Consider the following 12,177-nt stretch of genomic DNA (forward strand, 5'->3'; position numbering starts at 1 on the left):
TAAGGTGAATTATCTCCAAACCCTCAGTTTTAAACAAATTAGTAGAATGGAATCGTGGTATGAGTGTTTTTGCAGGGCTTCTGCTGGTTACTTCGGCATTTTTACACGCAGGCTGGAATCTACTCGGAAAAACCGTTCATCCGTCTCCAGCCTTTTTCCTGATTGCCACTTTGTTTTCCTGCTTATTATTGACTCCCGCTATTCTGATCAACGGCGAAGACTTGTTGTCGCTGCCGTCTCTGATATGGGAGCTTATTTTGCTCACCGGCTTTTTTCAGGCGGTCTACATGTGGGCGCTGGCAGGCGCTTACAAGCACGGCGAGATTTCCGTTGCCTATCCCCTATTACGCGCGTTACCGGTATTACTTATCGCAATTATGACAGCGCTTCTGGCGCAGGGAGAAAGTCTTGGGCTACTTGCCGTGAGCGGCATCATACTCGTCTCGATCGGCTGCCTGATAATACCCATCCCATCTCTGCGAAGGATCAGTTTCCGTACCTTTATAAATATGTCGTGTTGCTTTGCATTAGTAAGTGCTCTTGGTACTGTCGGATATACACTCGTCGATGACAAAGCACTGACCATTCTCAGAAACAACGAAGCCTTGCAGTTGTCTGTCATTGAAATAAGCCTGATCTACCTGTTTTTTGTAAATATGAGCGCTTCGGTATGGTTATGTTGCATAGTGTTACCGAATAGGAATAATCGCGAGCATATGCGCGAGATCGCTCACAAACATCTTTCAAAAACTGCATTAACCGGCTTCGCGATGACACTCACCTATGCGCTGGTGCTGATTAGCATGGCCTACGTAGATAACGTCAGTTACGTCGTCGCTTTCCGACAGCTCAGCATTCCTATTGCCGTCATTTTTGCCATCTATCTGCTTAAAGAGCCAGGCACACCGTCGAAATTGGTCGGCACTCTGACCCTCTTTACAGGGATCGTTTTAATCAGCCTTGCTTGATATGAATGAAACCCGTTTCCAGGTTTTAAACTTCCCGTTTAATGGTTCGCACCGGCGAGCAGCGCCAAAGCTGCAGAATGCAATTCTGGGGTCCCTGCCGCTATCACGGAACCCTCACTATTCCGATGCAGCGCGTTTCCCTGCCAATCCGTTATGACGCCTCCTGCTTCTTGAATAATTGGCACAGCCGACATCCAATCATAAGGGTGAAGACTCGCCTCGACTACCAGATCAATATGGCCAGAAGCCAGAAGTCCGTAGCTGTAGCAATCCCCGCCATACCTGCGCAGCCTCACCGCAGATTCCAATTTTTTGAGGCGTTCAGCCTGGCCAGTATTAAACATATTTGGTTCAGTGCTGAAAAGTGTGGCCGAACCGATGTCAGTAACATCGGATGCCTTACAGGGGGTGCCGTTAAAGGTGGAACCCTGCCCCAAAACACCAATCCAACGTTCGTTTAAGATCGGCATATCAATGGCGCCTATCAGAAACTGCTCTTCCCGCGATACACAGATCAACGTCCCAAAAAGTGGCAGGCCGCTGATAAAACTTTTGGTGCCATCGATGGGGTCCAGCGTCCAGGTATAAGCGCCCGTTCCTAACTGATCCTCCCCTTCCTCTCCTACAATGCTGTGCTCGGGAAAATGCTGGTGTATCACCTTGCGCATGGCTGCCTCGATTTCCTGATCGGCCAGAGTTACCGGGCTTAAATCTCTTTTGGCAGTGACCGCAAGCGACTGACGAAAATAATGCCGTGCTATGGTGCCCGATTCGGCAAGAGTCTCGTGCACAACCTTCAAAAGGGATTCATTCATATTCATGGCAATTCCCCAAAAAGAGAGGCCGTCTAAGACGGCCCGTGAATTTAACGAATTTGTGGCGTCTTAAAGCGCTGGTGATCGCCAGAGGAGCAGCCGCGAACGTAATTTCATCGTCAACAACCAGTGTATTATCCTTACGCCAGCAGACGTAATCACAATCATCATGGCCATGGCAGCAGCCGGAGCGATATCGCCGGCTCCTTCCATATTCAGGACGGCCACTGAAGCCAACTGCGTATCAGGTGAATACAAGAAAATCAGGGCCGATACCGTTGTCATTGCCGTTGTAAAAAGATAAGTCGAAATATTCAGTATAGCGGGCAGACACATCGGAACCGTTACCCGAAAGAATGTCTTGTAAATGGGCACATTAAGAGACGCTGCTACCGATTCCAGCTCTGGCGCCACCTGCTTTAGTGCCGTAACTGCAGTAATGTGGCTCACCGTATAAAAGTGCACGATTGTAGAGATCACCATGATGGCCATACTTCCGTAAAGAAAGTTCAACGGATTATCCGGTGAGTTAAAAAAGAAAATATACGACAAGCCAAGCACCATCCCTGGAACCGCCATCGGTAGCAGAGTAAGCATACCTATCAGCCCGCGCATGCGCCGAAATCCCTGGCTTTTTTCTAACGCATAAGCGGTTGTAAATATGAAGATGGTGCCGAATAGCGCCGTATAAAGCGCCATTTCTAGTGAGTTAGTAAAAGCGGACCATCCGCCCCCGTCCATCATATCGAACGCGTAGTTATTCAAAGAAAGTGTCAGATTATACGGCCAGAACGTCACGAACGACGCGTAAGCCGCCATAGCAAGTATGCCAATTAATACCGCAGCGATAACCAAGCAGTAAACGAAGAAAAGACTGTCTTTTAAGAGGTTGCGGCTGGGCACATACAGTACTGAGCGCGAACTTAACAGCGACACCTGCTTACGCTGTACATAACGGTCAACAAAGAATGCGAGCACTGCGGGTAATAACAACACAATGCCTACTACGGCTCCCATCTGGAAGTTCTGCTGGCCGATGACCTGTTTAAACAGATCCGTTGCAAGTACGTTGTATTGTCCGCCGATAACTTTGGCAACACCAAAATCAGTGGCTGTCAGGGTGAAAACAACAAACATTGCGCTGATCAGCCCATACTTGATGCTAGGCAGGGTAACAACAAAGAACGTGCGCAGCGGGCTTGACCGCATAACGGTCGCCGCTTCATACAAACGTCCATCTGTGTTCTGCAAAGACGTCTTGAGGATCATCAGTGCCGGAGGAAATACCCAAATTACCAGACCCATTACAATTCCAATAGGGCCATAGATGGTGTGCCCGAAAAGAAATTCTTTCGCTATTCCCTGATTACCAAAAATATACACCAGACTGATTGCGGGTAGCAGCGAAGGCGCCAGTAAAGGGATCATTGCCACAATATTGAAAAAACCTTTTAAAGGCATACACGTTCGGGTCAGGCCATAAGCATACAAAACGGACAGTGTTAATACTGTTAGCGTAGCAGTGCCCGCAACAAAAATAGATTGCTCGATGGACTGATAAAGCGAAGGGTTTGCAAAATACGCTGTGAAGTTTGCAAAGCCAATGAACTCGCCTTGAGAGTTCTCGGCACTTTTTGCCAACATACTGTATAGGGGGAAAGCGATTGTCAGCAACAATATCAATGCTGCGACTACAAGAATCACTCGCATGACCTTGTCATCAGTGCTGAGTTTTGGCTTGGTAAGCCTAACGGCTTTATTGCCATCGTATACGATAGTCTGCATTGGAAATCCCTGCCCGTTTAAAGCGACCGCTCTTCTGGGAAAAGCCGAATATGTTCAACAGGAAGAGTAACCGTAATCACCTTTCCAACCTTAATACTGAGATCACGCATAACATTCATCGAGAACTCGGTTTTGAGTTTCAAGCCGTCTTTGTGGCTGACCAAGACACGGGAGAACGCTCCTAAATACTCGATATCATCAACAGTGACGTCTAAGCTATTTACACTCGCCTTCGAGTCATTACTGACACGAATGTCCTCGGGACGGATGGCCATGAGTGCCTTTTGGCCCACCATATCAACTCGGCATTCACAGGCCAGATTCACACCGGCTGTACTGAGTGATGACGTGCTCAGCAGTTGGCAAGATAAAAGATTAGTGGTTCCAATAAAGCCTGCAACGAAGGCATTTGCCGGTTGCTGATATATCTGTTCAGGTGTGCCCACCTGCTCAATAACACCGTGGTTCATTACGACAATGCGATCAGCCATTGTCAGGGCTTCTTCCTGATCGTGAGTCACCATGATGGTGGTTACACCCAGTTTATTCTGCAGCGCCTTGATTTCTTTGCGCAGATAAACGCGCACCTGAGCATCAAGTGCAGAAAGAGGCTCGTCCAGAAGTAACAAACCTGGTGATGTGGCGAGCGCCCTGGCCAAGGCAACCCGCTGCTGCTGGCCTCCGGAAAGCTGAGCTGGATATTTTGATTCGGAGCCGGGAAGGCCAACCATTTCCAGTAAGTCTTCAACCTTGGAAGCAATGACTTTCTTGGGCATTTTGCGATTTTCCAATCCGTAGGCCACGTTGTCCCTGACAGTAAGATTCGGGAAAAGGGCGTAGGACTGAAAAACAATACCAAAATCTCTTTTGTTCGATGGCTCGTCCGACACATCTTTGCCGTTCTGGATCACCAAGCCTGATGTCTGCAAATCCAATCCGGCTATCGCTCTTAACAGCGTCGTCTTGCCACAGCCTGAGGGACCCAGGAAGCTAATAAACTCACCATCAAATATGGTCAGAGACAACCCGTTGAGCGCAGTAAATTCGCCATATTTTTTTACTACATCGGATAACTCAAGGTATTTCTTATGTTTATTCACTCTCTTGTGCTGCGGTTCATCCAGTGAGCTACCCGAGGACTCTCTGGTCTCAGGTTTATCCTTAACTAGGAGATTCGATACTTCCGCCATAGCAACCTCATTTCCCAACCTTTGAATCGGAATCGAAAAGCAGAGCCGAGCTAAAGCCTTTGCTTTAGCTCGGCATAAAAAAATTAGCTCTTGGGTTCTGATTTGCCGTCGTAGCGTTTAGTCCATTCGGCCAGAATTTCAGCTCGATTAGCCGCAGCCCAAGCCAGGTCATTTTTAATCATGAGCGACTCTACCTCAGGCGGGAAATGCTTAACTGGTTGAGCGACTCCAGGCATAGCAACTACCGCAAAGCTTTTGTTGTACATCTCATTAGCTTTGAGTGATACAGCGAAATCCATAAGCTTTTGGGCGGACTCCAAGTTCTTAGTCCCTTTCACAATACCGGCCGCTTCCAGCTCCCAACCCACACCTTCGGAAGGTATAATCACGTCCAACGGCGCGCCTTTTTCAATAAGCTGCGCGGCACGATAAGCGTATGAAATACCGATAGGAATCTCGCCTGACGCCGCAAGCTTGCAAGGCTGTGATCCGGAATGCGTGTAACGGCTGATGTTCTTGTGAAGGTTATCCATGTAAGTCCAGCCACCGTCCGTGCCGAACATCTGAAGCCAACTTGATACATCGAGGAAACCTGTCCCAGACGAACCGGGGTTAGGCATAATGAGATAGCCTTCATAGACAGGATCTAATAGATCGTTCCAGGAAGTAGGTTTAGGTAAACCAAGCTTTTCCCCTTCAATGTTGTTGTAACAGATGGCAGCCACCCAGGCATTCATTCCGACCCAAGACGGTGGGTTTGAGGCGCTTTTGAAACCATCAGACAACTTTTCCACACCTTTTGGTGCATAGGGCAGCAACATACCCTCGCTATCCAGCAGCAACAAACTGGTTCCCGCTACACCCCAGATAACATCCGCTTGAGGGTTTTCTTTTTCAGCCAACAATTTCGCCGTCACAATTCCAGTGGAATCACGCACCCACTTAATCTCGATATCGGGGTACTCTTCGTTAAAACTGGTCTGATACATTTTCAGCTGGTCAGCTTCTAAAGCCGTGTAGACAGTAAGTTCCGTGTTGGCGCTCACTGAAATAGAACCCGCCATCAACAGGGCCGCCGCAGTAGCCGACGCCATTGCCGTTTTAGTTAACTTAAATGCAGATACAAATTGCATAGATTTTACTCCATCTGATTGTGCGAGTCCTGCAACGGGAAAGCGGACTCCCCTTCCAAGAAAAGCAGAATAAGCTCCGCTCATCTACCTAGAAGCAAACCCCATGCCAGTCAATTTCGAAACTACTTTTATTCTTTTGCATCCAATTTTTCGGAACAGACAGATCTAATAGTCCATTAAAGAGCATCCGCCAAAATATGGTCTATACCACATTGAGTTACCGTGATATTTTTACGAAATGATGAATTCTTTAACCAAAAAATCAGAGCCGGAGTGACACGTGAAATTTTAAGAAATTGATCTTAAACCACTGTTTTAATTATAATTTAATAATTATAATTAAAAGTAATAAAAAAATGCCAAGTATTTTTTGAAAGAAGGAAAATAAATAAAATGGTATAGACCACTATAAATAATGAGCACCAATATAAGGCAATTTATCAAAAAGCTCACAGATAGCGCTGTAATTTGGTGCGGGAGAGAGGGCTATTTTGGTGCAACGAGGAGGGTAATGAAGACTGCTAAATAAGCATGAAAGACTCTAGGCAACCTCTGAACAACTCGCTAGATTGAGCAATAAAAGTGCCATCGCCACCTGCACAGGATTCACAGCAGCCATAAATCCGCTGATCTTCCCGGGAGCTGAATACGAGAGTCAAAACGCCCCACACCTCACCCGTTGCCGTCTATGCTTCGGGTTCAGTGCGTTCAGCGGAGATTCGGACGCTAATCAGGCTGCCCTTAAGTCTTTTTTCACCATTTTGATGATCAGCTCCCTGTAGTATTCCAGACCGGGAATATCGATACCTACTTGCTTGCCGTGATCGTCGCAATACCGCAGGCCAATAGCAGCATCAGAATGCTTCCCTGCACTGAATTTCTCTACCTGGGCGGGAGTCATCGGTCCACCCTGCAATACCAGGCTATGTTTTGATGCCTCACTTAGCGATTCGTAGTAACCCTCTTCGACAGAGCATAAATAGCGTTTAACGGCGACATGGAGCTGGATAGGCACAATCACTTCAGGACCAAAACAGGATTCCAGAAAGCGTGCTCCCAACACCTCGTGACAGAAGTTTTGCTCTGGTCGACCGTCCGACACCAGTTCCTCGGTCTGTGGGCTAAAGAAATGCCCGACGTCATGAAGCAGCGCTGCGACCACAATCGCATCCGACTCTCCGCGCTCCTCAGCCATGTGTGCACTTTGCAGCATGTGCTCACGCTGAGTTATCGCCTCACCGTACTGTTCGTCGCCAAACTTTTCGAACAACTTCGCCAGTTCTTCATAGATAGCCGCGGGGGCCAGTCTATTATCTAAAACAGGCCCATTCACGGCTGAACTCCGGCTGCAAGTTTTGCGTTGATATCGGCAATGACAGCTGGCAAATCAGCCACTGAATCGATCACATAGTGAGCACCAGACAAGGCCATCTGTCTACGCGACTTTTCCGCCACCGCGGCCTGCGCGTCCACTGACAATGCCGACCACTGTTCATAACTTAAACCGTTTGCGTTACCGCTCAATGCAACAGCCACTGTCCACATACCCGCATTGAGACCCTCTTCAATACCCGTTTCGGTATCGTCCACTTTAATACAGGCTTGCGCTTCCAGCACACCGAGCTTTTCCATCACTGCCTGTGCCATGTATGGATACGGACGACCTTGCGAAACTTCTGTAGCACAGACGTTTGCATCGGCTTCATAGCCAGAGTTTCTGGCAACCTCAGCTACCTGAGCATACATTTCAGTGTTATAGCCCGTGTTGGCGCCCAGTTTTATCCCCTGACCACGCAACTCATCGACTGTCTCAAGCCAACCCGGAATAAGATCTCCACAGTTGCGAATACTGGCCAGCTGTAAGGGCAAGAACTCCGTGTAAAGGGTCTGCACATCTTCCGCCGTCGCAAGCTTGCCTTTTATCTTCTGCCATTTAGCTGAGATAGCTGGCATGGCAAGCATGCGACGAATATGAACGCTTTTTTCAGTTCCCATCGGCTCGCGTGCCTGCGCCTCAGTCACATCAATATCATGAGATTTGAACAATGCTAGAAAAGCTATAATAGGCGCCCTCGAACCATAATCGATCGTTGTTCCTGCCCAGTCACAGATGACGGCTTTTATGGGCCCGTTATATTTTCGTACATAACTATAATCGACAACGCTCACTGGTTTTTTCTTTGCTTGGCCGTTGACACTCATAACAATTCCTCTTTTAAAAAGGTAGATCTAAATGATTTTCAATGCCTGCAATGAAGTCAGAGCCAATAGCGCTCAAGGCGAATAGCGTCAATAAGCCGCTCCATGTCTTCTGGGAAAACATGACCTATGTTGCCAATCCGAAAACAGTCAGCGTCCGATACCTTGCCGGGATAAATAACAAATCCACGGCGCTTCAATCGCGTATAAAACTCTTCGAACTTATAACTCTTGGCACCCGGATTATAGAAAGTTGTGATAAAGGGAGACATCACCTCATCTTCCAGCATGGTCTCGAAACCAAGCTCCCGCATGCCGCTTACAAGTACCTGATGATTCTTCCGATATCGTTCACAGCGCGCTGCGATACCGCCTTCTTCTGCCAACTCAATCAGAGCCTGATCGAAAGCTCGGACGGTGTGTGTCGGTGAAGTAAAGCGCCACTTACCTCCACCTGTTTCCATAGCGTGCCATTGATCAAAAAGATCAAGGGACATAGACCTGGAGTAACCCTTGGTTGATTCGATTTCGGCCCGCTTGGCAACGATAAGACCAAACCCAGGAACACCCTGAATGCACTTATTGGCGCTGCTGATCAGGTAATCTATCCCCAGCCCAACCATATCGATGGGGACACCGCCAAAACTGCTCATCGCGTCGACAATCAAACAGAGGCCTGCCTGCTTTACAACAGGCGCAATCTCTTCAATCGGGTTCAGGCGTCCGGTGGTTGTTTCACAATGGACAACCGCCAAGTGGGTAAAACCGTGGTCGCCCAAAAGCTTCTGCTGTAATGCCTCTAAGTCGATGGCACCTTGCTCGCCAAAATCCAACACCTCGTTATCGATAGCCAGTATGTTTGCGGCCCGTGCGATACGCTTACCGTAGGTGCCGTTCGCCAGCACCAGCAGCTTTCCGTCTCTGGGCACGACCGAACCAATAACACTTTCAACGGAGGCTGAACCACTCCCCTGCATCAGTACCGACGTGTACTTTTCTCGCGCTGCAGGGTGTGCTTCGACTGCTAGCTCAACCAACCGACTACGAATGCTATTCACCAACTCGTTATATTCTGAGTCCCAAGTACACCAGTCCTTCATCATAGCCTGACGGACCGTGGGGCTGGTCGATAAGGGTCCTGGCGTCAATAGCAAATAAGGATTTTCAGGTATGGCACTCATGGAATATTGCCTCTGTGCGGTCAATTTTTCTGCGAATTTTCTGGTATACACCAGCAATAAAACAATGTTATTGCTTGGTATCGACATAGTCAATGCCTGTTCAGGCTGAATACACCAAACCGATAAATTAGAAAATAAAAACGTCACTGAGCGGAATCTGATTCAGGGACCCTTTCTAGAATCGCCAGTCATAGCAACGATCGAGCACAATTTTATGCCGGTAAAGCAAGGCTCCGAACTCGTCATTGATGGCTTTCATACTATCCAGAGTATCCGTACCTCGGAGGCCGCCAGCCAGAATTAGCCTATCGCCATCCGGAACACTTGGTATACGCCAGAGAAACGATGGGCACCAGAAGTACAGCCTGATTGCACAATATCGCCTCGATTCTTCTCCGCTAAGTGTTCGAAACCCTTAGCAACTTTGGCGCCGGCGTTCAGACCTTAAATGCGTGTTTTCAGAGCGTAGCGCTCTTCGCGTTGGCACCTGTGGATGCTTCCACAACTTCAGATTCAGGGTAAAATTCTGACATCAGGGAATATAGTCACTTGATCACCACACATCAGACCCAGTGTGCCGTTCTCTAGTCGCCAGTCTCGAGAACTGGGCTTAGCTACGCGCTAGCAAAGCAGGGCCACGTTGGTGTTCTAGCTCGCGGTGCAACGTTATACTTGAGCCTTGATGGTGTTTCCGAAATCACAACGAAGGTTGCGTCGAAAAAGCCTGCCTAGCGACATTCAGTCGTTCATTTCATACTTATCACGCCGGGGACACACACTATGGCCGTGCAAGATCCATTTCATCTCGCCATACAAGTTCGAGATATAAACGAAGCTCGCCGATTCTATGGTGATTTTCTAGGCTGCCCTGAAGGCCGCTCGTCCGAAAGCTGGGTCGACTTCGACCTGTACGGTCATCAGTTTGTTTGTCATCTCAACCCTGCACTGAAAGAGCAATCCGCAAACACTCATAAAAACCCGGTAGACGGCCACGGCGTGCCCGTTCCGCACTTTGGGGTGGTTCTGGAAATGGATGCATGGAACACGCTATCTGCAAAACTACGTGAGCACGGAGTGGCTTTCGAAATTGAGCCCTACATACGCTTTAAGGGTGAGCCGGGGGAGCAAGCCACCATGTTTTTTTACGACCCTTCGGGAAACGCTTTAGAATTTAAAGCTTTCAAGGACCGCGAAGCCCAGCTCTTCCGCAAAAACTGAGTCTCTGAATCCGATATTTACGACTCATTGCGAGGGCCAGCGCAACCACATAAATACATGTTATTTTCGAAAACAGTCAGGGTATCGACTCGGGTTGTCCTCTAGATAGAGGAAAAATCCGGCGACTAGCGATTTTTGCAGGTTCGTTAACGCATAAAAAAAACCAACCTCATAACGAGGCTGGCACAAAGGCCCGGGTAGATGCTTCTGTCGGGCGAACTGAGCAGTGATCAATCTGCGTAATGCTGTGGCCACTGGAGTGGTTCACGTAGGTTGAGAACGAGAAACTCCCCAAAGCCATTCCTGATGTGTCATCAGCTTCGCGGTTGTACTGTTCGCGCAAATCTCCAATGGCACTCGGTTGAGCTGCTGCAATACCCGCTTCCTGCAGAATGTCTGCCCAGTAGTTGGCCGGCGCTGTTTGGAACGTTGCGCGTAAGAACTCGCTTCTTGCGCCCTGACCTTCGGGTAGCCTGAAGTTAAATCAGTAAAGGGACACAAGCATGTAGATCCTAAGGCACAGTGCTGGCGGATGCGGGTTCAATTCCCGCCGTCCCACCAACCAAGAGTTTCAAGAGGTCCAGCAAGATCCACTAAAATACCCTAAAGCCCCGGAAAATCGGCTTTTTTGTGCTGGTCTCATCCATATTGACCCACTGGCATCCACGCTCGCTTGTGGGTAACGTTTCGGGGGAAGTCTTATTCAACCTTGCCTATAACGAGGGGCTTCCATAAAAGTAAAACGTCGCTTATGCGTTGTACATCACGTGTCCGAGCTCGCTGATATCGTAACCGCCCAGTTCCCCGGCGCGTTGGGCGAACTGCTCGCATTGTGCAAACGCCAGCAGACGCTGACAGGCTGGTTCAAAGTAGTGTCGGCGGCGCATGGCCAGATCAAAATGCTCCTGCTGCAGTGGAATAAAAGCCAGTCTCTGCCGTCGCGCAACGGCTTCGATTGCAATGCCCACGTCTGCCTCACCCTGGCGAATAGCCAGAGCGAGATCGTCCTCACCGAGTGACGGATTAGCGGCCCACGTAAGATCTTTGGCGTTGATACGGTCACGAGTAAGAAAACTCTGCAGCAACTCGCTAGCGCCGGCATCAGGCTGACGATGGGCGACACGTATGCCGGGGCGAGCGATGTCTTCAAATCGAGAAACACGATGGGGATTATCATAGGCTAAAAGTAGCCCCTGCTGGCGTTTCGCCCAGCGAATCAGCACCAGGTCTCGCATGCCGCCAAGGCCTAGAGTAGCAGGGTCGTTATAGCGTTGGTTTTCCGCATGCCAGATATGCATGCCGGCAAGCATCGCGCGGCCGTCGAGCAGTCGCTGAACACCATCGCCGCTTCCCTGACACAACAACGCCAGCTCGGCGCCGCTTTCTTTAATGGCCCACTCCAACAGCGGGTCCTGGCTGCCCGCCAGCACCGGTGGGGTCGGCAGGCCTTTCGCGTCGTCCCCTTCCAGATGGTTCATCAGCCAAAGATCGATACGCTGACGCGGAAACAGAAGCTTTCCTGTCACTCGTACGCAGGGAATAACTCCCTGGCTGACCAGATCATAAACCTTGCGTTCTTTCAGGCGCAGATAATCGGCGACTTCCGACGTCGTTAAGTAGGCGGGAAGGGGCATCGTCTCTCCTGCTGCATGGATAAACGTAAGACTGTTTTAAGCTGCATGAATTTC

Annotated in this window: 10 protein-coding genes; 2 read left to right on the plus strand and 8 right to left on the minus strand. The window is 49.1% G+C overall.

Annotation, left to right across the window (positions count from 1 at the left end; all coding sequences use genetic code 11):
* Positions 1 to 59: 59 nt before the first annotated feature.
* Positions 60 to 968 carry an EamA family transporter gene (locus MRBBS_RS16310; protein ID WP_014872689.1) on the plus strand — a complete coding sequence of 303 codons (909 nt, stop codon included), beginning with the start codon at positions 60 to 62 and terminating at the stop codon, positions 966 to 968.
* 38 nt (positions 969 to 1,006) lie between these two features.
* Here the strand turns inward: MRBBS_RS16310 and MRBBS_RS16315 are convergent, their stop codons facing one another.
* The 7 genes from MRBBS_RS16315 to phnW all read right to left on the minus strand — a co-directional run bounded on the left by MRBBS_RS16315 (position 1,007) and on the right by phnW (position 9,418).
* Entirely contained in the window at positions 1,007 to 1,789 is a 783-nt protein-coding gene (locus tag MRBBS_RS16315; RefSeq protein ID WP_014872690.1) for an inositol monophosphatase family protein, read from the minus strand.
* 63 nt (positions 1,790 to 1,852) lie between these two features.
* Entirely contained in the window at positions 1,853 to 3,568 is a 1,716-nt protein-coding gene (locus MRBBS_RS16320; protein ID WP_014872691.1) for a putative 2-aminoethylphosphonate ABC transporter permease subunit, read from the minus strand.
* 17 nt (positions 3,569 to 3,585) lie between these two features.
* The gene (locus MRBBS_RS16325) at positions 3,586 to 4,758 is read right to left on the minus strand and encodes a putative 2-aminoethylphosphonate ABC transporter ATP-binding protein (RefSeq protein ID WP_144012723.1); all 1,173 of its coding nucleotides are present in this window, start codon (positions 4,756 to 4,758) and stop codon (positions 3,586 to 3,588) included.
* An 83-nt stretch (positions 4,759 to 4,841) separates the two neighbouring features.
* Entirely contained in the window at positions 4,842 to 5,891 is a 1,050-nt protein-coding gene (locus MRBBS_RS16330) for a putative 2-aminoethylphosphonate ABC transporter substrate-binding protein (protein ID WP_014872693.1), read from the minus strand.
* Positions 5,892 to 6,621: 730 nt separating this feature from the next.
* Positions 6,622 to 7,224 carry an HD domain-containing protein gene (locus MRBBS_RS16335; RefSeq protein WP_014872695.1) on the minus strand — a complete coding sequence of 201 codons (603 nt, stop codon included), beginning with the start codon at positions 7,222 to 7,224 and terminating at the stop codon, positions 6,622 to 6,624.
* Positions 7,221 to 8,093, minus strand: coding sequence for a phosphonoacetaldehyde hydrolase (gene phnX / locus MRBBS_RS16340; RefSeq protein ID WP_014872696.1), 873 nt, complete (start codon positions 8,091 to 8,093; stop codon positions 7,221 to 7,223). Before phnX ends, MRBBS_RS16335 begins: the two co-directional genes overlap by 4 nt.
* A gap of 56 nt (positions 8,094 to 8,149) precedes the next feature.
* Positions 8,150 to 9,418: a 2-aminoethylphosphonate--pyruvate transaminase gene (gene phnW, locus MRBBS_RS16345; protein ID WP_264641009.1), complete on the minus strand. Its 1,269-nt coding sequence runs from the start codon at positions 9,416 to 9,418 to the stop codon at positions 8,150 to 8,152.
* A gap of 633 nt (positions 9,419 to 10,051) precedes the next feature.
* Here phnW and MRBBS_RS16350 point away from each other — a divergent pair.
* Positions 10,052 to 10,489 carry a VOC family protein gene (locus tag MRBBS_RS16350; RefSeq protein ID WP_014872698.1) on the plus strand — a complete coding sequence of 146 codons (438 nt, stop codon included), beginning with the start codon at positions 10,052 to 10,054 and terminating at the stop codon, positions 10,487 to 10,489.
* A gap of 749 nt (positions 10,490 to 11,238) precedes the next feature.
* On the opposite strand, the gene MRBBS_RS16355 is transcribed toward MRBBS_RS16350, so the two are convergent.
* Entirely contained in the window at positions 11,239 to 12,123 is an 885-nt protein-coding gene (locus tag MRBBS_RS16355) for a helix-turn-helix transcriptional regulator (protein ID WP_014872700.1), read from the minus strand.
* Between the last annotated feature and the right edge of the window lie 54 nt (positions 12,124 to 12,177).

The sequence above is a fragment of the Marinobacter sp. BSs20148 genome, from assembly GCF_000283275.1.
Taxonomy (GTDB): Bacteria; Pseudomonadota; Gammaproteobacteria; order Pseudomonadales; family Oleiphilaceae; genus Marinobacter; species Marinobacter psychrophilus.